Source organism: Pseudomonas sp. N-1-13, from assembly GCF_057787095.1.
This window is the reverse complement of sequence record NZ_JBYNRI010000001.1, coordinates 2524660-2545206: the sequence shown is the minus strand read 5'-3', so window position 1 is coordinate 2545206 and position 20547 is coordinate 2524660. Positions and strand designations below refer to the sequence as shown.

At 57.9% G+C, this 20547-nt stretch carries 18 protein-coding genes, 1 tRNA gene and 1 pseudogene; 13 read left to right on the top strand and 7 right to left on the bottom strand.

Annotated features, from left to right (window positions below; all coding sequences use genetic code 11):
* Positions 1-2: 2 nt before the first annotated feature.
* The 6 genes from AC3I65_RS11565 (at position 3) to AC3I65_RS11540 (ending at position 7804) form a co-directional block, all read left to right on the top strand.
* Positions 3-329 carry a DUF2934 domain-containing protein gene (locus tag AC3I65_RS11565; RefSeq protein ID WP_107322529.1) on the top strand — a complete coding sequence of 109 codons (327 nt, stop codon included), beginning with the start codon at positions 3-5 and terminating at the stop codon, positions 327-329.
* A gap of 209 nt (positions 330-538) precedes the next feature.
* Positions 539-2698 carry a glycogen debranching protein GlgX gene (glgX, locus tag AC3I65_RS11560; RefSeq protein WP_047226577.1) on the top strand — a complete coding sequence of 720 codons (2160 nt, stop codon included), beginning with the start codon at positions 539-541 and terminating at the stop codon, positions 2696-2698.
* A gap of 249 nt (positions 2699-2947) precedes the next feature.
* On the top strand, positions 2948-3712 hold the full coding sequence (locus tag AC3I65_RS11555; protein ID WP_047226578.1) for a PIG-L deacetylase family protein: 765 nt from the start codon (positions 2948-2950) through the stop codon (positions 3710-3712).
* A gap of 182 nt (positions 3713-3894) precedes the next feature.
* Positions 3895-4695, top strand: a complete 801-nt coding sequence (locus tag AC3I65_RS11550; protein ID WP_047226579.1) for an endonuclease/exonuclease/phosphatase family protein — start codon at positions 3895-3897, stop codon at positions 4693-4695.
* A gap of 347 nt (positions 4696-5042) precedes the next feature.
* Positions 5043-5957: an autotransporter domain-containing protein gene (locus tag AC3I65_RS11545; protein ID WP_488523739.1), complete on the top strand. Its 915-nt coding sequence runs from the start codon at positions 5043-5045 to the stop codon at positions 5955-5957.
* 221 nt (positions 5958-6178) lie between these two features.
* Positions 6179-7804 carry an NADP-dependent glyceraldehyde-3-phosphate dehydrogenase gene (locus AC3I65_RS11540; protein ID WP_047226581.1) on the top strand — a complete coding sequence of 542 codons (1626 nt, stop codon included), beginning with the start codon at positions 6179-6181 and terminating at the stop codon, positions 7802-7804.
* Positions 7805-7822: 18 nt separating this feature from the next.
* Here the strand turns inward: AC3I65_RS11540 and AC3I65_RS11535 are convergent, their stop codons facing one another.
* On the bottom strand, positions 7823-8716 hold the full coding sequence (locus tag AC3I65_RS11535) for a DMT family transporter (RefSeq protein ID WP_107322532.1): 894 nt from the start codon (positions 8714-8716) through the stop codon (positions 7823-7825).
* 134 nt (positions 8717-8850) lie between these two features.
* On the opposite strand from AC3I65_RS11535, the gene AC3I65_RS11530 reads away from it, so the two are divergent.
* Positions 8851-9288 carry an Lrp/AsnC family transcriptional regulator gene (locus AC3I65_RS11530; RefSeq protein WP_488523738.1) on the top strand — a complete coding sequence of 146 codons (438 nt, stop codon included), beginning with the start codon at positions 8851-8853 and terminating at the stop codon, positions 9286-9288.
* A gap of 41 nt (positions 9289-9329) precedes the next feature.
* Here the strand turns inward: AC3I65_RS11530 and AC3I65_RS11525 are convergent, their stop codons facing one another.
* Both AC3I65_RS11525 and AC3I65_RS11520 read right to left on the bottom strand, forming a co-directional pair.
* Complete coding sequence (locus AC3I65_RS11525) at positions 9330-10673, bottom strand: hypothetical protein (protein WP_488523737.1); 1344 nt, start codon at positions 10671-10673, stop codon at positions 9330-9332.
* 404 nt (positions 10674-11077) lie between these two features.
* Positions 11078-11749, bottom strand: coding sequence for a Bax inhibitor-1/YccA family protein (locus AC3I65_RS11520; RefSeq protein WP_039588756.1), 672 nt, complete (start codon positions 11747-11749; stop codon positions 11078-11080).
* A 124-nt stretch (positions 11750-11873) separates the two neighbouring features.
* Here AC3I65_RS11520 and AC3I65_RS11515 point away from each other — a divergent pair.
* The 3 genes and pseudogenes from AC3I65_RS11515 to AC3I65_RS11505 all read left to right on the top strand — a co-directional run bounded on the left by AC3I65_RS11515 (position 11874) and on the right by AC3I65_RS11505 (position 13553).
* Positions 11874-11961, top strand: a tRNA-Ser gene (locus tag AC3I65_RS11515).
* Between the two features lie 233 nt (positions 11962-12194).
* Positions 12195-12558, top strand: a pseudogene (locus AC3I65_RS11510) (oxidoreductase); the annotation flags it as partial.
* Positions 12559-12569: 11 nt separating this feature from the next.
* Positions 12570-13553: an LLM class oxidoreductase gene (locus AC3I65_RS11505; RefSeq protein WP_173407007.1), complete on the top strand. Its 984-nt coding sequence runs from the start codon at positions 12570-12572 to the stop codon at positions 13551-13553.
* 55 nt (positions 13554-13608) lie between these two features.
* Here AC3I65_RS11505 and AC3I65_RS11500 read toward each other — a convergent pair whose 3' ends face one another.
* Complete coding sequence (locus tag AC3I65_RS11500; protein WP_076385024.1) at positions 13609-13917, bottom strand: putative quinol monooxygenase; 309 nt, start codon at positions 13915-13917, stop codon at positions 13609-13611.
* Between the two features lie 85 nt (positions 13918-14002).
* Positions 14003-15010 carry a zinc-binding alcohol dehydrogenase family protein gene (locus AC3I65_RS11495; RefSeq protein WP_076385026.1) on the bottom strand — a complete coding sequence of 336 codons (1008 nt, stop codon included), beginning with the start codon at positions 15008-15010 and terminating at the stop codon, positions 14003-14005.
* A 110-nt stretch (positions 15011-15120) separates the two neighbouring features.
* Here AC3I65_RS11495 and AC3I65_RS11490 point away from each other — a divergent pair, with 110 nt between their 5' ends.
* Positions 15121-16014: a LysR family transcriptional regulator gene (locus AC3I65_RS11490; protein WP_488523736.1), complete on the top strand. Its 894-nt coding sequence runs from the start codon at positions 15121-15123 to the stop codon at positions 16012-16014.
* A 12-nt stretch (positions 16015-16026) separates the two neighbouring features.
* Here AC3I65_RS11490 and AC3I65_RS11485 read toward each other — a convergent pair whose 3' ends face one another.
* Positions 16027-17805 carry a monovalent cation:proton antiporter-2 (CPA2) family protein gene (locus AC3I65_RS11485; protein ID WP_488523735.1) on the bottom strand — a complete coding sequence of 593 codons (1779 nt, stop codon included), beginning with the start codon at positions 17803-17805 and terminating at the stop codon, positions 16027-16029.
* Between the two features lie 614 nt (positions 17806-18419).
* Between AC3I65_RS11485 and AC3I65_RS11480 the strand changes: the two genes are divergently transcribed.
* The gene (locus AC3I65_RS11480) at positions 18420-19136 is read left to right on the top strand and encodes an SPOR domain-containing protein (RefSeq protein WP_231990585.1); all 717 of its coding nucleotides are present in this window, start codon (positions 18420-18422) and stop codon (positions 19134-19136) included.
* A 70-nt stretch (positions 19137-19206) separates the two neighbouring features.
* A complete protein-coding gene (locus AC3I65_RS11475; RefSeq protein WP_076385030.1) occupies positions 19207-19497 on the top strand; it encodes a DUF6388 family protein in 291 nt (96 codons plus the stop codon).
* Between the two features lie 98 nt (positions 19498-19595).
* Here the strand turns inward: AC3I65_RS11475 and AC3I65_RS11470 are convergent, their stop codons facing one another.
* Entirely contained in the window at positions 19596-20450 is an 855-nt protein-coding gene (locus AC3I65_RS11470; RefSeq protein WP_076385032.1) for a helix-turn-helix transcriptional regulator, read from the bottom strand.
* Between the last annotated feature and the right edge of the window lie 97 nt (positions 20451-20547).

The window sequence follows — 20547 nt, the reverse complement described above, 5'->3', positions numbered from 1 at the left end:
CGATGAGTACCGACGATAAACGCATTCGTGAATTCGCCTATCAGATCTGGGAATCCGAGGGTAAGCCTGCCGGGCAGGAAAAACGCCACTGGGAGATGGCTCGCAAACTTGCCGAGGCCGAAGCCCTGGCACCGAGCAAACCCGCCAAGGCCGCCGGTAAACCAGCGGCGAGCAAGCCTGCCGCAACCAAGAGCACCGCAGCCAAGCCTGCCACGAAAAGCACTACGCCCAAGGCCAAGCCTGCAGCTAAACCTGCCGCTGTCAGCACCGCGGCGGAAAAACCTGTGGAGAAAAAGCCACGAGCGCCGCGCAAGCCGCCGGCTAACTGATCCATACCTGACATCCGCCTCAAGGGCATGCGCCCCCGTGCTGACAAGGGCGCGTGCTGACGCCACACCAGGCCGACGCCTGGATGCGCGGTGTCGATCAATGGTGCCGCTAGGCGGCACAGCGGGAGCAAGCTGCCTCGCCACAGTGAAAAGAATAGATTTTAAGTGAACAGCATTGCCGTATCTGTCTGTCTTTTGCAGGAGCAACTATGACCCATCCAAAAAACACTACGCCGCCGCCCGTTATCGAGGCTTCGCGGATTCGTGAAGGGCTACCTTTCCCGCTGGGTGCGACGTGGGATGGCCTGGGGGTCAATTTCGCGCTGTTCTCAGCGAACGCCACCAAGGTTGAACTGTGCATTTTCGATGATACCGGCGAAGTCGAGCTCGAGCGTATCGAGCTGCCGGAGTACACCGACGAGATTTACCACGGCTATCTGCCTGACGCCCATCCGGGGATGATCTATGGCTACCGGGTCTATGGCGCTTACGACCCGGAGAATGGCCACCGCTTCAACCCCAACAAACTGCTGATCGACCCCTACGCCAAGCAATTGGTCGGCGAGCTGAAGTGGTCCGAGGCACTGTTTGGCTACACCATCGGCCACCCGGACGGCGACCTGAGTTTCGATGAACGCGACAGCGCGCCCTTCGTACCCAAATGCAAAGTCATCGACCCGGCCCACACCTGGGGCAACGACCAGCGCGTCAGTGTGCCGTGGGACAAGACCATCCTGTATGAAACCCATGTTCGCGGCATCAGCATGCGTCACCCCTCGGTTCCGGAAAACCTGCGAGGCACCTTCGCCGGATTGATGGTGGACGATGTGCTCGAGCACATCCGCAAGCTGGGTGTTTCATCGGTGGAGCTGCTGCCCGTCCACGCGTTCGTCAATGACCAGCACCTGCTGCACAAGGGCATGACCAACTACTGGGGCTACAACAGCATTGCCTTCTTCGCCCCGGACCCGCGTTACCTGGCCAGCGGCAAAATCGCCGAATTCAAGGAGATGGTTGCGCACCTGCACGAGGCCAACCTGGAAGTCATCCTCGACGTGGTCTACAACCACACCGCTGAAGGCAACGAGCAAGGCCCTACCCTGTCCATGCGCGGCATCGACAATGCCTCGTACTACCGGCTGATGCCGGATGACAAACGCTACTACATCAACGATTCCGGCACCGGCAACACTCTGGACCTGAGTCACCCGTGCGTGCTGCAGATGGTCACCGACTCCCTGCGCTACTGGGCCACGGAGATGCACGTCGACGGCTTCCGTTTCGACCTGGCGACTATTCTGGGTCGATACCACGATGGCTTCGACGAGCGCCACAGTTTCCTCGTCGCCTGTCGCCAGGACCCAGTGTTGCGCCAGGTGAAAATGATCGCCGAGCCGTGGGATTGCGGCCCTGGTGGTTATCAGGTGGGTGGGTTCCCGCCAGGCTGGGTGGAGTGGAACGACAAATTCCGCGACACGGTGCGCGCATTCTGGAAAGGCGACGACGGCCAACTCGCCGACTTTGCCAGCCGCATGACGGCCTCCGGCGAGATGTTCAACCAGCGCGGTCGTCGTCCATACGCCTCGGTGAACTTCGTAACCGCCCACGACGGTTTTACCCTGCACGACCTGGTGTCGTACAACGACAAACACAATGAAGCCAACGACGAAAACAATCAGGACGGCAGCAACAACAACCTGTCCTGGAACCATGGCGTCGAAGGCCCGACAGACGATCCTGAGATCAATGAACTGCGTCAGCGGCAGATGCGCAACTTCTTTGCGACCTTGCTGCTGGCCCAGGGCACGCCGATGATCGTCGCTGGCGATGAGTTCGCTCGGACCCAGCACGGCAACAACAACGCCTATTGCCAGGACAGCGAGATCGGCTGGGTCAATTGGGACCTCAGTGAGGATGGCGAGGCGCTGCTCAAGTTCGTCAAGCGCCTGATCAAACTGCGCCTGACCTACCCGATCCTGCGGCGCGGGCGGTTCCTGGTGGGCAATTACAACGAAGACCTGGGCGTCAAGGATGTCACCTGGCTGGCCCCCGATGGCAGCGAGATGACCACCGAGCAATGGCACGACGGCCACGGTCGGTGCCTGGGCATGCTGATGGACGGGCGCGCCCAGGAAACCGGTATTCGTCGCAAGGGTGGCAACGCGACCCTGCTTCTGGTGGTCAATGCCCATCACGACATCGTCAACTTCCGCCTGCCGGAAGTGCCCGAAGGCAGTTTCTGGACATGCATGGTCGACACTAACCAGCCGAAGGTGCGTGGCCAGGAGCGTTTCGATTTTGACTACGAATACTCCGTCACCGGCCGCTCGCTGTTGTTGTTCGAGTTGCAACGTGAGGAGGAGGAATAAACCTTCGATAAACGGGTGAAAAAACACAACCGCAGGGACGCGGTTTGTTCACCCGCTCAAGTCCCCACACAGAAAAACAGCATTCGCAACAACATGGGGCGCGACGAATCGCCCAACATGATCAATACTTGGCGAGCGGTAGATTCCAGGATCGGAACATCGCCGCTCGCAGTCAGGCCCTGGTGGGCACCACCGGGCAATCGGCCCGGTGCATGGCTGAAAGATTGAATACAAACAGGGACGTCTCTCATGAAACTCGCTTCTCGCTTGCCAGGTCGACAGCATCCGCAAATATGGAACAGCGCCCCCCAGCTGGCCGACATTCCCATCATCAGTACCCAGACCCTCATTCCCGCTGGCGCACGCGCCGTCATCCTTGCTCCGCATCCGGGTGATGAGGTCGGTGCCTGTGGCGGTCTGCTCCAGTTGCTGAGCAATCTGGGTCATCCCATCTTGCTGATCTCGGTCACCGACGGCAGCATCAGCCATCCCGGCTCACCACTGTGGACCGATGAGCGCCAGCATGCCTACCGCCCCCATCCCCAGGAAAGCGTGGACGCCCTGCATCGCCTGGGGGTACCGGCCCGTGGCATGCAGTGGGTGCGCGGTGGTTTCCCGGAAAAAACCCTCGCCGACCATGAGGCCCAACTGAGCGCTTTCATCGCTCGGTACTTGAAGCCGGGCGACGTTGTGTTCAGTACCTGGCGCAAGGATGGTGACAGCGACCATGATGCCGTTGGCCGCGCCGGGGCCCTGGCCGCCGAAAGCATCGAGGCAGTGTTCATTGAGCTGCCGGTGTGGGCCTGGCACTGGCCGGTCCGTGAGCAAAACAAGATCCCTTGGCACCGGGCCCGCAAGCTGCGCCTGGATATCTGGACCACCGCCCGCAAACGGCACGCCATGCATGCCTACGCCAGCCAGCTCAACGGCGAGCCCGCCAGCGGCATCGCACCGTTGGTGCCACGGGTCATTCTTGATCGCATGGGTTTGCCCTATGAAATTGTGTTCATCTGACCACCGCCAATCCAGTGTGAGGGATGTCACAAAAGCGATGCCCCCTACCCTGTGGGAGCGAGCCTGCTCGCGATAACGGTGGCTTAGCGGGTGACGTGATTGACCTGGCAACGGGGAAAAATCCGGAACTGCGGCAGCCACCATAAGTCGCATGAACAGGTACGTCTGATTCAGGAGTGAACGTGACTGGCGATCCCAACCGGCAAGCCGCCGAATCAACGCCTTTGGACACGCCCGCGGCGGTCCATCGGCTACGGGTTCTGACGGTCAATACCCACAAGGGTTTTACCGCCCTCAACCGTCGTTTCATACTGCCCGAGCTGCGTGAAGCGGTACGCAGCACCGGTGCCGACCTGGTGTTCCTGCAGGAAGTGCTGGGGGAACACGACCGCCACGCTTCGCGCTACGAGAACTGGCCGCCAATGTCCCAGTACGAGTTCCTCGCCGACAGCATGTGGAGCGATTTTGCGTATGGCCGTAACGCGGTGTATCCCGATGGCCATCATGGCAATGCCTTGCTGTCCAAATACCCGATCCGTGAGTTTCGTAACCTCGACGTTTCCATCACCGGTCCCGAGCGGCGCGGACTGCTGCATTGCGTGCTGGACGTACCGGGTCATGCCGAGGTCCACGGAATCTGCGTGCACCTGAGCCTTCTGGAAAGCCATCGGCAGTTGCAGCTCAAGTTGCTCTGCCAATTGCTGGATTCGTTGCCCGAAGACGCCCCGGTGATCATCGCCGGTGATTTCAACGATTGGCAGTTGCGCGGCAATACCGCCCTCGCCCGTCGCCAATACCTGCACGAAGCCTTCGAGCACCACCACGGTCGTCCGGCGAGGACCTACCCGGCCCGCTTCCCCCTGCTGCGTCTGGACCGTATTTACCTGCGCAACGCCACCAGCCATGCCCCGCAAATCCTGGGCAGCAAACCCTGGACACACCTGAGCGATCACCTGCCGCTATGCGTGGAAGTGCATTTGTGAGGCCAAACACTGCGCGACACCTGGCGTACGAATCAAATGGTGAGTCGGTGAACCAGAGGAGTTGAAACGGTTGATTGACGTCAATTCACTGATCTGGATAACCGAAAAAAATCAGCTATTTATTGGCGCTGATTTCAGTTTGCCATTCATCGTTCATTTTCTTGACGCGACGGCACCGGTCTTCTTGACTACAACGTACTACCCCCGGAAATACAGTCAGGGGCAAGCCTCGGAACCCCGCTACAGCGGACGGCCCGAGGTTTGCCTCAATCCATTCGGTCGCCCCTCGTTCGGGGTAGGAGAGACGCCATAAGCGAGAAACGCATGCGATTGCAAGGCAGGCCCCCATGAAAACTTCCCTCCGTCCACAAGAGATCACTACCACTTTCTACACAATCTCGACTTCGTTGTTACTGTGTTCGTCCATGGAGGTATGGGCCTGGCCCGCCGAGCAGACGTCGCAACTCTGGTATGACCGAACACAGTCCGACAGCCAGGGCGCCGCCTCCATAAACACTGACCCCACCTCCAGCAAGAGCCCCGCCCTCTTCACCTTGCGAAACGACAGCGGCCATACCCAACGCGTGGGCCTGATCAGTGGACAGAACCAGGTCATCACCCGCGTCAATGGCACGCTGGTGACACCGGCCATGGCCGAGCCCGGCAAAGAAGCACTGAACCTGCAAGGCACCCATCTGGGCGCGTACTGGAGCCTGACCGGTCCGGCAGGCTGGCATGTGGACCTGAGTGCCAGCGGCGGGCGCATCAACGGTTACAGCCGCACCGAGCAAGGCCAGCGTCAGGCCGCTGAAGGCAATGCCGTCACGTTGTCGGTCGAAGGCGGTTTTCCCATCGGTATCAGCGACCATTGGGTGGTCGAACCCCAGGCGCAACTGATCAACCAGCGCATCACCCTTGACAACCCCAATGCCGAGAACGGCTCCGGCAACGAACTGAGCACCTGGAGCGGGCGCGTCGGGGCACGCCTCAAAGGGACGTATCAGGTCAACGGCCTGGGCGTGGAACCCTACGTGCGCACCAACCTTTGGCACACGGTCCAGAGTGCCGACACCTTGACCCTGGACAAAGTCGACAAGATCAGCAGCAGCCGCAAATCTTCCACCGTCGAGGTAGGGCTGGGGTTGGTGGCGCGGGTTACACCGGTGGTGAGCCTCTACATCAGCGCTGACTACAGCAGCGACGTCGACGACAACGACCTCAACGGGCTGATCGGCAGCCTGGGGGTACGGATGCGTTGGTAAACCAGCGCTTCAGGGCGGGTCGCAGCCATGTGTTGGCGACTCGCCATGCCAACCGACAATGAGTCCAGCCTGCCCGCCTCCACACCTGCCTGACGCCGATAAAATCCTGTCCCTCGCCCCCCGGCACTTAAAACGCACCGCCATTTGGGCGTATAACCCTAAAAGCGATTTACGCCTGAAAGCCGTCAGCCCATGGCTCATTTCATTGATGGAGTAACGACATGACCCAAGCCAACCTCTTCGCCAACCTGTTTCCCAGCGCTGCCGATATTCCGCAGGCCTACCGCCTCGAGGGACAGATCGAGCAGCGCGAATACCTGATCGATGGCGTGCTGCAAACCTGGCAAGGGCCGCTGGCAGTTGTTCGCAGCCCGGTGTACCTGGCAGGCCCGCAGGGGGACGAACAAGTGATACTGGGCAGCACGCCGCTGCTGGATGCACAGACCGCGCTCACCGCCCTGGACGCGGCCGTCCGCGCGTATGACCGCGGCCAGGGCCAGTGGCCAACGATGCGCGTTGCAGAACGCATCCGCCATGTGGAGGCGTTCCTGGCGCGCATGCGCGAACAACGCGAGGCGGTGGTCAAGTTGCTGATGTGGGAAATCGGCAAGAATCTCAAGGACTCCCAAAAAGAATTCGACCGCACCTGCGATTACATCGTTGACACCATCAACGCCCTCAAGGAACTGGACCGCCGCTCCAGCCGTTTCGAGCTGGAACAGGATACGCTCGGACAGATCCGCCGCGTGCCGCTGGGCGTGGCCTTGTGCATGGGCCCCTACAACTATCCGCTGAACGAAACCTTCACCACGTTGATTCCGGCATTGATCATGGGCAATACCGTGGTGTTCAAGCCGGCCAAGCTCGGCGTACTGCTGGTGCGGCCGCTGCTGGAGGCATTTCGCGACAGCTTCCCGGCTGGTGTGATCAATGTGATCTACGGCAGTGGCCGGGAAACCGTCAGCGCGCTGATGGCCAGCGGCAAGATCGACATCTTTGCCTTCATCGGCACCAACAAAGCTGCAAGCGATCTGAAAAAACTCCATCCGCGCCCGCACCGTTTGCGTGCCGCCCTGGGCCTGGACGCAAAGAACCCGGGCCTGGTGCTGCCGGATGTGGATCTGGACAACGCCGTCAGCGAGGCGCTGACCGGCTCGCTGTCTTTCAATGGCCAGCGCTGCACGGCATTGAAGATCCTGTTTGTCCACGAAGACCTGGCACCGGCATTCATCGAGAAATTCAACGCCGGGCTGGCCGCCCTGAAACCTGGCATGCCGTGGGAAGATGGCGTGGCACTGACACCGTTGCCCGAAGCGGGCAAGGTCGATTATCTGCAGGCGCTGGTGGCCGATGCCGCCGCCAAAGGTGCGCAGGTGACGAATGAACACGGTGGCGAATCCCGCGGTTCGTTCTTCTATCCGGCCGTGCTCTATCCGGTGAACACTGCAATGCGGGTCTACCACGAAGAACAGTTCGGCCCGGTCGTCCCCATCGTGCCGTACCGCGACCTCAATACCGTGGTCGATTACGTGCTCGAGTCCGATTTCGGCCAACAGTTGAGCATCTTCGGCAACAACCCGGCCGAAGTCGGCAAACTGGTGGACATCTTCGCCAACCAGGTCGGACGCATCAACATCAACGCCCAATGTCAGCGTGGCCCGGACACGTTCCCATTCAACGGCCGGAAAAACTCGGCCGAGGGCACGTTGTCGGTCCACGATGCGCTGCGCACCTTTTCGATCCGCACGTTGGTGGCGACCAAGTTCCAGGACAGCAACAAGGCGCTGATCAGCGACATCATCCGCGGGCGGGACTCTAACTTCCTAACCACCGACTACATCTTCTGACCCGCGCCGAACGATGGGTTATGGCAGGGCTGGACGGCGCACCTTGATGCCCCAGCCCTGCTGCATGCCGGCTGCCGCCAGCAGGATCGCTGCCACACCCAGCCACTGCAGCAACTCGAGGCGATGACCGAAGGCGAACCAGTCGACGAAAATCGCCGCGATCGGATAGATGAACGACAACGCGCCGGTCACTGCGGTGGGTAGCCGTTGAATCGCGCTGTATAACAACACATACATCACGCCGGTATGAACCATGCCCAGGGTTACCAGGCTAGCCCAGGCCTCGGGCTGCTGCGGCAACGCCGAAAAGTTCGCCCAGGGCGCCAACAGCAACACACCGGTGCTGACCTGGATCAGCGCGATCAAGTGCGGCGGTGTCCCGGTCAGATGCTTGATGATCAACGCCGCAATGGCGTACAGCAAGGCAGCGCCCAACGCCAGGGCGATACCCGTCAGATAGTCGCCGCCACCCTGCCCTTGCTCACCGTGGGCGCTGACGATGGCCAACATGCCGAGAAACGACACCGCCAGCCAGAACAGCTTTTGGGCGGTGATTTTTTCCCCCAGCAACAACGCCGCCAATCCCACCAGCATGAACGGCTGAACGTTGTACACCGCCGTACCGATGGCAATCGACGCGCGGGAGTACGAAGCAAACAGCAGCACCCAGTTGCCCACGATCGCCACGCCACTGAGCACCGCCAGCAAGAAGGTGGTACGCGTCAGGAGACCCGGACGCAAGAATCCGAAACCGGCGCAAATCAGCAGCAAGGTCGCAGCACCGAACACGCAGCGCCAGAACACCACGTCCAGCACCGGCACACCGGAAACCAGCACGAACCAGCCGATGGTTCCGGAAATCAACATGGCGGCGGTCATTTCCAGCGAACCGCGACGTAAGGTCTTGTCCATCTTCAGGCTCCTTCAGCAAGTGGGCATAGTATGCCGAGCCAAAGGGGCGCTCCTCCATGGCACGAGAAAGGCTAAACTGGCTTTCGACCTTTTTTATCAAGGCAACTTCGAGCATTGGCCTAACGGAGTGAAAAATGACTGACGACATCGACCAGATCCTCATCAGCGCTCTGATGGAAGACTCCCGGCGCTCCCTCAAGGCCCTGGCAAACTTGAGCGGCCTGTCTTCCCCCAGCGTCGCCGAGCGCCTTCGAAGGCTCGAAGAGCGTGGCGTGCTCAGGGCGTACACCGTTGAAGTGGACCCCAAGTGCTTCGGCTACCAGCTCCAGGCGATTGTGCGTATTCGCCCGTTACCGGGGCAGTTGCAGGAAGTGGAACGGCAGATCCAGGCCATCGCTGAATTTACCGAATGTGACAAGGTCATCGGCGATGACTGCTTCATCGCTCGGCTGCATGTGCGTTCGATGGAGCAACTGGACACGTTGCTGGACAAGCTCAATGTTCTGGCAGAAACCAACACTGCCATCGTCAAGAAGACTCCGGTCAAGCGGCGACTGCCACCCATGGCATGAACCTGACCCGGCCTCGGTGTCATCCGAGGCCGGGATTTATGTTACTCGAGGTCTTCCAGCTCAGGACTGCGCTGCACTTTTTGCACCTCATCCTGAGGCGCATTGCTTGCTTTCATCAATTTTAGCGGCACGATTTTTTCGCAAGCATTCTTGCCGTCGGCATAGACGCCGCTGTGGTTACATTTCCAGTCATAGAAGTTGGCCAAGGCCGCGGACAATTGCAGGCTGTAGTCCGTGCTTTGGGTGCCCGGTGTAAAGGGTTGGCCGGCGGGGATGTTCTGGAACCATTTCATCCACTCTTCAGTACCCGGCGCTGGTGGGTTGGCCTGGAAAGTCGGGTTCATGATCGCCAGTTGCTGGTATTCAGCGGTCATGTGACAGCTCAGGCATGAAGCCTGCGGGTTGTCCACCGGCCCATTGAGGCGTCCGTTCCAACCCAGGTGGGTCGGCGGCAGTTCTTTGGTATTGGCATTGATTGCGGTCTGCTTCAATGCCGGGTTGATTTTAGTTTCTGTCGGGGTCGGATTGGTGAACTCGCTACTGGTCACTTCAGGGTCGTTACCCCACATGATTCCGACAGGCACCAGGTTTTCCCAGTCGCCTTTGCTTTTATCGATGCCGTTGTACTGAAAGGTCCCGAAGAGCCATCCGGTCTCGCTGACACGCGAGTCACGCACGGCAATGTCCATCTGGATCAATGCGACTTTTTTCACGACGCGATCAGTGGATGTAAACGTGACGGCGGTGTAGGCATCCAGCAGCAAGGGATTGGCCAATGACGGCACCGAATTGACATCGATGTCGGCATACAACGCCTTACACACCACCGTGCCGTTGGGGAAGCTCTTGGGCTTTGAAGTGAAGCTCGGGTCAGGGTTCTGCGGGTCTTTCCAGACCTGGCCTATGGTATAGGCACCGATATCGTTATAGATCCCCACCGCATAAGTCTGACCGGACTCCAACTGTGTGTGAGCGAGCTGTTTAGGTTGAATAGGCGCCTCTCGAGTCAGCCCGTGGATGCCTTCACGCCCGCTCGGCCCGTAATGCTGCCAGGGCATGTGATACCACTGGCGGACGGCGTTTTTCTGCACATTCCAGTTGGTCTCGGCGTTGCCCTCCAGACAGTATTGCTTGACGCCCTCCATATAGGCTCGCCAGGTTTCAAAATCATTGCGGCGTGTTGTTGGCAGAATCTTGAAGAACGCTGGCATCGACGCGGCGCCAGGGGCAGTGGTGGGATAGTTCTGGCTGAGCTGGAACGCAGGGCCGGAATATTCACTCTTGGGAGGGGCGAAGCCGAAATCAGGGAAGGTGCCGGCATTGGCCATGGACGACCCGCCGGCCAAGGTCATGAGTACAAGGATCTTTGCGTGGGACTTAATCATCGGTATCTCCTTATAGGGGCAACGCCTGCCAAATCATCGATCTCCTGATTGATGCGCAGGGCTTCCTTTGTTATTGGGCCAGGGCGCGTTGCCCCCGCCGGCTCACGGTTAACGCTCAGTGACGTGCGTACACCTCCTTGGCGCCTGAAAAACGGGCGCAATCAGACCTGGCTCGGATAGCCGAATGCGAACGATATTGGGGGGGGAACGTGGCGAAGATTTCGCGCGGTGGTTGACCGGTTTACCTCATGCCGCCCCTGGCAATGCAATCCCTTGTCATAGTTGTAGATCAATTATTCAAAGGCGCCATCACGATTCGGCTTTTTTGCGGGCAATTGGCCATAACGAAAAATCGGGGACGAAAAAAAGCCCGCCGAAGCGGGCTTTTCATATCACGCATGCAATCAGTCGTCGCGACCCATCAGGCCGAACAGCTGCAACAGGCTGACGAACAGGTTGTAGATCGATACATACAGGCTGATGGTCGCCATGATGTAGTTGCGCTCGCCGCCGTGGATGATGGCGCTGGTCTGATACAGGATGCAGACCGACGAGAACAGCACGAAGCCGGCGCTGATTGCCAGTTGCAGGCCGCTGATCTGGAAGAAGAAGCTGGCAACTACCGCACCGAGCAACACGAAGAAGCCTGCGGTGATGAAACCGCTCAGGAAGCTCATGTCCTTGCGGGAGATCAGCACGTAGGCCGACAGACCACCGAACACCAGCGCGGTCATGGCGAATGCCGAGCTGACCACTTCGGCGCCACCCTGCATTCCCAGGTAGCGGTTGAGGATCGGGCCGAGCAGAAAGCCCATGAAGCCGGTCAGGGCGAAGGCCGAAACCAGGCCCCAGGCCGAATCGCGGAGCTTGTTGGTGAGGAAGAAAAGGCCGTAGAAACCGATCAGCACCACGAAGATGTTCGGGTAGCCGACGCGCATCTGTTGTGCAACGAAGGCCATCACACCGCTGAAAGCGAGCGTGAGTGCCAGCAGGCCATAAGTGTTGCGCAGGACGCGGCTAACCTCTAGCTGCTCAGCCTGCACGCTGTTGTTCACTGCGTAATCCTGTTCGCGCATGGCGACACTCCTCCGGTTTTGAAACATTCAGTGGCAAGGATGATAACAGACGCTCTGTAACAAGCTACGTAGAGAGTTTGACAGTGTGTTTCATTCGGGTATTATGGCGCCCGCAACGCAATACGGAGGTGTGGCCGAGTGGTTTAAGGCAACGGTCTTGAAAACCGTCGACTGTAACAGGTCCATGAGTTCGAATCCCATCGCCTCCGCCATCTTTATACGACAAAGCCCTGATTATTCAGGGCTTTGTCGTTTCTTGGGTTCGCAGTTTCTGTTGGGCCATCTCCAGGTCGTTTCCGCATCTTTCAGTTATGTTCGCAACCCCACCCCTGCGATATCACTTTCCCGGCCAAACCAAATAGCTCGACCAAAATTTGAAGAATGAGCCACCTTGGGGCGTTCAAGCCAAAAGCATGAACTGGATTGCAAATGCCGGGATCGAGGCGGTGTCGAACTGCACTGCACGAACGGCTTTCTCTTGACCCCGTTCATCTGCGCCCATGCCAATCGTCGTGACAACAAATATGGTGGTTCACTGCAAAACCGCCTACGCTTGTTGAATGATCCCCATGCCCTTGTTTAGATAATGGACCGGACTGGAGCGATCTGATTTCCTTCGACCGTCCGCTCATCGCCAAGTCCGGACCTGCCCACGCGTATCGCCAACAACTGGCCTCTCAAGTCGGTCGACCCGACCAGCATATACGGCGCAACGAGAAGGCTACACGCACTACCCCACCTGTCGCTCCCAAGCGGCCGATGCCGCAGCACCTCTGGAAATGGGGGCGCTGTTCACGTTCTCCCATTGAGGAAGATGAGTATGTATCGGCCGAGCACGATTCCTTATCAGCAGCATAGAGGGTTCAGCCGAACCTTCACTCCGGGCCATTTGAGCTTGGGATTGTTCTTTCCTTTGGAGGCCTTCGATGGGGACACTCCGAGCATGCTCAACCAGGTCGCATTGGCCAAACGAGCAGAGGCGCTGGGCTTCTGCGCGCTCTGGTTTCGCGACGTGCCCCTTCGGGACCCTGGTTTCGGCGATGTCGGCCAAGTCTTCGACCCCTGGGTTTACCTGGGCTATATGGCCGCTCATACGTCGGAGATAGCGCTTGGCACCGCATCCATTGCCATCCCTTTACATCATCCTCTGCACACGGCCAAGGCGTCGGCCAGCGTCGATCAGTTGAGCACCGGTCGCTTGATCCTGGGGGTAGCTTCCGGCGATCGCCCGGTGGAGTTTTCGGCTTTTGGCGTCGATCCCGAAAGGCGCGCAGAAATCTTTCGAGAGCACTACGAGGTGATTCGCCAAGCCCACAGCACCAGCTTTGAACCCATCCGCTGGAGCGGTGGCGAGATGCGGGGCGCAGACCTCATTCCGAAACCCACCACCCAAGTCATTCCAATGCTCGTGACCGGCAATAGCCGCCAGTCACTGGATTGGATCGCGCGCGAAAGTACCGGATGGATCAACTATCCACGCATACCGAACATGCAGCGACTGATCGTGGAAGATTGGCGGCTGGAGGTCATGAAGCAATGTGGTCCCGTCTATAAGCCCTTCACTCAGTCGCTTTACATCGACCTCGATGAGACCCCGTCCACGCAGCCCTCTCGCATTCATTTGGGGTTCAGACTTGGACGCGACCATCTCCGGTATTTGCTGGAGTCGCTTGAGGAAATCGGAGTGGACCACGTTATCCTGAATCTCAAATATGGAAAGCGCCCTGCTGAGGAAGTCATTGAGGAACTGGGTACTCACATCGTTCCGCAATTCGGAGTACAGCCGCGTCCCGAAGCGAATTGATACGCCGGCCGCTTCCACGCTAGGCCAAGGTGGTGCGGTTCAACAGGTTGAATGATCAGGCCGATACCTGCTCAAGGAATATCAGTTGCAATGGCTCTTCCAGCAGGTCATCTGCCGTGGCGGCAAATCGCTGAAAGTAAGGCATCGAAAAATGCGCATCCAGCGCCGCCTGATCCCTGAAAGCCTCGCGCATGTAAAACGTTCCCTGCTCGTCACGCAGCTTGAACAACACATAATCGATATTTCCCGGCTCTGCGCGGGTCGGCTCGACCAGCGCCAGCAGTTCTTGTTTCAATGCCAACTCTTTGCCTGCCTTGGCCTTGAGCACGGCAATAGATACCAACACGTTACTGGACGTATTCATCGTCAACTCTCCAACATTAAACTTGGCTAATGATGCCGCAGGCGGTACAGCGGGCCCCGCAACCGCGCTCACCTGAAGAGCGAAATCAGAACCCCTCGAGAACGATCTTGCCCCGGGCTTTGCCGCTCTCGACCAGTGCATGGGCACGACGCATGTTTGCCGCATTGATCGCACCGAAGTGCTCCCCCACGGTGGTTTGCAGAACACCTTGGTCAATCAGAGCGCTGACCCGATCGAGCAGATGATGCTGGTTGATCATGTCCGGGGTTTCGTACAGCGAGCGGGTGAACATCAGTTCCCAATGCAACGACAGCGACTTGCGCTTGAGCGGCATCACATCGAGGCTTTCGGGATCGTCAATCACACCCAGACGCCCCTGCGGCTTGAGCACGTCGATCAGTTGTGCAAAGTGCTGTTCGGTGTGGGTCAGGCTGGCGACATAATCGATCTCCGGCACGCCGAGCGCTTGCAACTGTGCGAGCAGTGGCTGGCTGTGATCGATCACGTGATGTGCTCCCAACTGCCGCACCCAATCAGCGGTTTGCTGCCGTGAGGCGGTACCGATGACGGTAAGGCGGGTCAACTGTCGGGCCAGTTGCACCAGCATCGAACCAACGCCGCCAGCCGCTCCAGTGATCAACAGGTACTTGCCCTCCCCCGCTCCTTCGACGACACCGAGCCGGTCGAACAACAATTCCCAGGCAGTGATCGAGGTCAACGGCAACGCTGCCGCATCGGCAGGACTCAGTGAACGAGGCTTGTGCCCGACGATACGCTCATCGACCAAATGGAATTCGCTGTAGCTGCCGGTGCGGGCAATCGAGCCGGCATAGAACACTTCATCGCCCGGCTGAAACAGCGTCACTTCAGAGCCGACCTCCCGGACAATGCCTGCGGCATCCCAACCGAGGATTTTCGGTTCTTTAGTGAAAGTACCGGCACGCACTTTGGTATCGACCGGATTCACTGATACCGCGCGAACTTCAACCAATAGATCCCGTGGGCCAGCTGTGGGCTCCGGGAGGCTGATGTCAATCAATGCTTGTGGATTGTCGATGGGCAAGGCGTGTTGGGTAAAGGTGATGGCTTTCATGGAAACTCGCTGTCTGAAGGAATGATGCGCTCACTTGCAGCCATCTTCGACTTCCCATGTACAAAGAAAAACAAGCAGAATGCGCCAACACTTTCACTGCAGGAGTGAAAATGATCCGCATCGATGATCTTGGTTTATTCCTCCGCAGCGCCGCGCTGGGCAGTTTCACTGCAGCGGCGCTGGAGGCTGATCTACTGCCTGGTCAGGTCGCCGCCGCAATCAAACGTCTGGAGCGCGAGCTGGACGTGCGCCTGTTCGCCCGCACCACTCGCAGCCTGCGATTGACTGCCGAGGGCGAGCAGTATCTGCCCACCGCTCACTCAGTGCTTGAGACCCTGAAGCAAGGCAAGGAAAGCCTGCGTGGTGAGAACGCCACGTTGCGGGGCGTACTGCAAGTGACAGCGCCGTCCGATCTGGGGCGCAATATACTGCTACCGTGGTTGACGCTGTTCCGCCGTCAGCATCCAGAATTGACGTTGCGTTTTTTCCTGTCGGACCAGATGGCCAATCTGTTTCGCGACCCGGTGGACGTGGCGATTCGATACGGCCCGAATGAAGACGCCAACTACGTGGCACTGCCGCTTGCACCGTGGAACCATCGGGTGCTGGTTGCCTCGCCGGAGTATGTGCAACGCTGTGGTTCTCCCCAAACGCCAGCTGACTTGAGCAAGCATTCCTGCCTGCTCTATCTGCAAAATGGCCGGGTCTACGACAAGTGGAACCTGGGCGGGCAAACCGTGCAGGTTTCAGGTCCATTGTTCAGCGATGACGCCGATGTCGTACGACGCTGGTCGTTGGAGGGTGAAGGTATCGCCTACAAATCCTGGCTGGATGTCAGTGCAGATATCGCCGCAGGGCGACTGCTTGTGCTGTTGCCAGATCATCCTGGAGAAGTTTCACCGTTAAGCCTGGTGTGCCCACATCGCAAGCAGATCAGCCCTGCGGTTTCTCAGCTTTATACATGGTTGAGTGGTCAGTTTGCGGCTCTGGAGCGCAATGACTGAGATTGATGTCCGCTAAGCATCCCGCGCTTCATGGCTCGGCGGATCAATGTGTTCAATATTCCCCAGTACCAACGCTCGTCCGGCAAACAGGCCGCCCGAGGTTTCCAAGGCAAAACGTTCAGCATCGCGTTTGCGCACTTCGTCGATTACCGCGTCGGCTTCATGCTCAGACGCCCCCAGAGTCAGCACGGCCTGACGGCCGAGCAGCAGAGCGGCCTCAAAGGTTTCCCGCACGATGTAGTCGGCGTCGTGTTTGACCAATTCCAGCGCGTGTTCGCGGTCAAAAGCGCGCACCACCAATTTCACCTGCGGGCAGTAGCGCCGCGTACTTTCGACAATGCGTGTCGCGGCTTTTTTATCATCCACACAAATAATGATGGCGCGGGCGTGATGGGCGCCAGCAGCATCCAATATCTCATGGCGGGCGCCATCGCCATAATAGACCTTGAAACCATAGGGTGACACGGCGCGGATGACCTCGGGATTTATATCGATGATAGAAATTTTCGCTCCCTGAGCGAGCGGCGCCTGGCAGGCAATCTGCCCGACACGGCCAAAACCGATGATCAGTACATTGCATTTCAGATTCTGTGCGGCTTCCACACCGTCCATGGAAACGGTCCGCGCGCGAGCAAACCGTTTGTACAGCAATAAAGTCACCGGCGTAATGACCATGGAGAGCACCACAATAGCCGTCATATTGGCGTTGACTTCAGGACTGATGGCCCTGAGTTTGAGCGCTTCGGCAAACAGCACAAAAGCAAATTCGCCACCCTGCGCCATAAGCAAGGCGCGATCCAGTGCGTCGTCATGAGCGCTTTTCGCGAGGCGCGCGACCCCATAAATACACAGCGCCTTGACCAGCATCAGTGCCAGTACACCGGAGATGATGAGTTTCCAGGCCTCGGCCACCAATTGCAGATCCAACGACATGCCGACTCCGAGGAAAAACAGCCCCAGTAGCAGGCCGCGAAACGGCTCAATGTCGGCCTCTAACTGGTGGCGGAAGGTGGATTCGGACAGCAGCACACCAGCCGCGAAAGCACCCATCGCCATTGAAAGGCCGCCGAGCTCCATCAGCAACGCTGCGCCCAACACAACCAGCAACGCAGCGGCAGTCATTACCTCACGCGCTTTGACTTGGGCCAATACCCGAAACAGGGGATTGAGCAGCCACAATCCGATGGCCACCAATGCGCCCAGGGACAGTGCTGCGATACCTATGCGTTGCCAAAGGGGAGACGTGGGTCCATTCGCCAACTCAGTGGGCGCCAGAAATGCCACCACCGCCAGCAAAGGGGCTATCAACAGGTCCTCAAACAGCAAAATGGACACGACGTACTGCCCTCTCGGCTCGGTTATGTCGCCGCGTTCCGAGAGAACTTGCATAACCAGGGCCGTGGAGGTGAGTACAAAACCCGCTGCGCAGACAAATGACACCTGCCAAGGGAATCCAAAAGCCATGCCGACAAAAGTGAGCAGACAAGCACAAACCACCACCTGCAGGCTGCCCAGCCCAAAGATCTGCCTGCGCAGATCCCACAGGTGCGAGGGCTTCATCTCCAGTCCAATCACAAAAAGAAACATGACCACACCCAACTCGGCCACATCGAAGATGGTATGAGGGTCATTGAACAGTTGCAGACCGAAGGGGCCAATGATCAGGCCAGCCGCCAGGTAACCGACCACTGAGCCGAGCCCGATGCGTTTGAACAGCGGCACTACCAGCACGGCTGCGGCAAGCAAAATGACGACACCCACTAATTGTCCTGCATTGCCTTCAACGGCCATAGCATTGACCCTCATCCCACATCAGGACCGGTAATGCTTCCACGGCCAGGCGTGTTGAGCAGAGCTATCAAGCTGAGCGCTCAGGCCCGCAAATTCTTCAGGACCAAGCACAGTATCTGGAGCGTTCACCAAGAAAGCTCCAGGGTAGGAATGCCATCTGAAGTGTAGTGCAGGACACCGGCATCGTTTGAAGGGGGCACAAAAAAATCAGTAGCGTTTCCCCCTCCTTACCGTAAAGGGCTGACGAACAATCCTTTCATTTAACTGATCGCGTAGGCCTGGCCTTGAATTTTGGACAACGAACTTTGGCCACGACACCCACCTTAAATACAAGTGGTTTATGGATCACTCTGCAAGCCATCTGATACGGTTTGTTTTCTATCACCTGAGCCTTTTTCGTCAACCAACACGCTGTAAAGTGCAAGCCGATATTCTTTAAAACAACAATAAAGTAGCCAACTAGCGCTGGCGTTTTGGCACACTGACGCACTCAAAAATTTAGAACACTCCAGGATCAACAATAGAATCCTGCTTATCCGAAATAACTGCAAAAAAAATAACGACTCACTTGACGTGGAGATAGTGCCGTGCAAAGGCTTGGCTTGAGTTTCCTGATGACTGGCGTTTTTGGGCAACTATCAGTACTACTATTGACCTACACGTCCATAGGACCGTCCTGTCAAAATAACGTCGAAAATTCATACATCCAGAAAAAAGTGACAACGCTCGAACAACTGCTCGATGACACCGTTAATAAAATTTCGGCTGAACTCAGTACAAAACATTCCGACGGGCTCGCGCACCTTGCCAAAAACGAATCCCGCATATCCGGCTCGACGGAGGCTGACGCCGTACAGTTTTTGCTCGAAAAACCCGACGAAACAGCAGTGCTTACACTGCCTTCATTGCCCACACAGGCAAACAAATGGACATCTATTCTAAGCGGTCTGCTTGCTTGCGCCGGCCTGCTCTTGGCACTCTTCGCTCGCAAAAAAACCATTGCTGCGCAATGGCACGTCTTTCGCACCGTGCCAGGCTCGATAATCACGCTGGAACGCCCGTGTTTGACGTGCAGCGGTTTCATTTCACACGCTGCAAAACCTGCTTCAGCCACGCCTTCATCCGGCCTATGGGTGATCGAAGTTGCGTTGAACACACCAAGCCGTCATCGCGCCACAAAAGCCATTAAGCAGTTGGAGTTGCCGGTAGCGCGTAAAGAAAACAACTTTGTCGTCATCGGACCGTATAAACAAAAGCAGGACGCGGCTCGAGTCGTGAAAGAGCTGAATGAAAGTCATGGCATTCGGGGATGGTTGATGGCAGGAAATTGACATAGTCCGATTGAACGCCGGGCTGGCCTCGAACAACCTACTACTTATTGCACGCCGCAAGAGAGCATTCATGATCACAAAAGAACTTAGAGCCGAACTCGCCCTGAAGAAATTCCTGGACGCAAACTTACGGATCCAACTTGAACTTCGCGAGCTAAACTACAGCCTCGCTGAGAACTGCGGGCTCTCGCCAGAAGAGTATCGCCTTCAATTTCTGCAAGAAGCATTTGAAGCAGAGGCGGATGCTCACGACTGTGATTACTGGGACTTCATCCTGCAGTGGGTAGCCGAAAACAAGGAGGAACTTGAGTTAATGCGCGAAGAACGCATGAAAGAGGTTTATGACTTTCTGGGAAATTAATAAATCCTACACATTTCACAGCCTATAAAACCGCAGCTTAAAATGAAAGACTCACTTCATCGGCGGGAATATGCCCAATACCCCCGCCCTCCTCTCGTTCAAACCGTCGCATAACAATCCACGACACGCCGATATTGGCTGGGGGAAGCTCCGATATGCTGACGGAAAAACCGTGTGAAATGACCTTGCTCGGAGAACCCGAGTTTCTCCGACAACAGGCCCAACGTTCCACTGCGCTCACGCTCAAGCCAGGCAAAAGCCCGGCGCATGCGCGCGTCGTTAAGCAGCAGGGTCGGCGTCATGCCGGTATCTTTTTTGAACAGCGCAAAGAAGTGCGCCCGCGATAGACCACAAGCCCGCGCGGCGTTGTCGATCGGGTTCGGATCATCGAGGTGCTCAAGCAACCAGGCGGTGCCGCGGCGCACGCGCGCATCCCGGAACTCACCTGAGTTGGGCGCCCCCAGTAGCGACAAATGCCGCCAGCTGGAAAAGTCCTCGATCAGTTCGATCAGGAAGTCGAACAGCATGAACTCCAAGCGCTCTTTCGGCACGATCCCACAACCATGCGCTTCGGCGACCAGGATATCGGCCAGGGTGCGATTTCGACTCGACAACTCGATGCACGACTGGGCAAAAAAGTCCGGCCGACCGCTGAGCGCCAGCGACTGCTGGGCAGTGGCCAGCCAGGCGGGCTCGATGTAGAGCGCCAGGATGACGGTGGCACCGGCACCGGGCTGCGGATCATAGAAGTGCGGTTCCCAGGCGTTGACCAGCACCGCCGTGCGATCACTGAGCGGAACCCGCCGACCGTTAACGTTGAAGTAAGTGTCCTCGCCGGACACTTTGACCAGCACATGGCATTCGGAATGGGTATGGGTGACCAGCGAATGATCCATATTCAGCAAGGCGACCCGGCCAAACCTGCCGTGGAAAACCCGTTGGGCAATCGACATCAGATTCCTCCGCTCGCTTGAAGCGATATCGTTATCGGCCTCAATGCATATCATCGGGGCGCCTATCTATTTCTCAAGCCCGGCGATCGCTCTATGG

Bases quoted from the DNA above. Each gene is read 5' to 3' on its own strand.
- AC3I65_RS11555 (WP_047226578.1), top strand. From the start codon at position 2,948: ATGAAACTCGCTTCTCGCTTGCCAGGTCGACAGCATCCGCAAATATGG.
- AC3I65_RS11480 (WP_231990585.1), top strand. From the start codon at position 18,420: ATGACTGGCGTTTTTGGGCAACTATCAGTACTACTATTGACCTACACG.
- AC3I65_RS11520 (WP_039588756.1), bottom strand. From the start codon at position 11,749: ATGCGCGAACAGGATTACGCAGTGAACAACAGCGTGCAGGCTGAGCAG.
- AC3I65_RS11490 (WP_488523736.1), top strand. From the start codon at position 15,121: ATGATCCGCATCGATGATCTTGGTTTATTCCTCCGCAGCGCCGCGCTG.
- AC3I65_RS11525 (WP_488523737.1), bottom strand. From the start codon at position 10,673: ATGATTAAGTCCCACGCAAAGATCCTTGTACTCATGACCTTGGCCGGC.
- AC3I65_RS11505 (WP_173407007.1), top strand. From the start codon at position 12,570: ATGTATCGGCCGAGCACGATTCCTTATCAGCAGCATAGAGGGTTCAGC.
- AC3I65_RS11500 (WP_076385024.1), bottom strand. From the start codon at position 13,917: ATGAATACGTCCAGTAACGTGTTGGTATCTATTGCCGTGCTCAAGGCC.
- AC3I65_RS11535 (WP_107322532.1), bottom strand. From the start codon at position 8,716: ATGGACAAGACCTTACGTCGCGGTTCGCTGGAAATGACCGCCGCCATG.
- glgX (WP_047226577.1), top strand. From the start codon at position 539: ATGACCCATCCAAAAAACACTACGCCGCCGCCCGTTATCGAGGCTTCG.
- AC3I65_RS11545 (WP_488523739.1), top strand. From the start codon at position 5,043: ATGAAAACTTCCCTCCGTCCACAAGAGATCACTACCACTTTCTACACA.
- AC3I65_RS11485 (WP_488523735.1), bottom strand. From the start codon at position 17,805: ATGGCCGTTGAAGGCAATGCAGGACAATTAGTGGGTGTCGTCATTTTG.
- AC3I65_RS11540 (WP_047226581.1), top strand. From the start codon at position 6,179: ATGACCCAAGCCAACCTCTTCGCCAACCTGTTTCCCAGCGCTGCCGAT.
- AC3I65_RS11565 (WP_107322529.1), top strand. From the start codon at position 3: ATGAGTACCGACGATAAACGCATTCGTGAATTCGCCTATCAGATCTGG.
- AC3I65_RS11470 (WP_076385032.1), bottom strand. From the start codon at position 20,450: ATGTCGATTGCCCAACGGGTTTTCCACGGCAGGTTTGGCCGGGTCGCC.
- AC3I65_RS11530 (WP_488523738.1), top strand. From the start codon at position 8,851: ATGACTGACGACATCGACCAGATCCTCATCAGCGCTCTGATGGAAGAC.
- AC3I65_RS11495 (WP_076385026.1), bottom strand. From the start codon at position 15,010: ATGAAAGCCATCACCTTTACCCAACACGCCTTGCCCATCGACAATCCA.
- AC3I65_RS11475 (WP_076385030.1), top strand. From the start codon at position 19,207: ATGATCACAAAAGAACTTAGAGCCGAACTCGCCCTGAAGAAATTCCTG.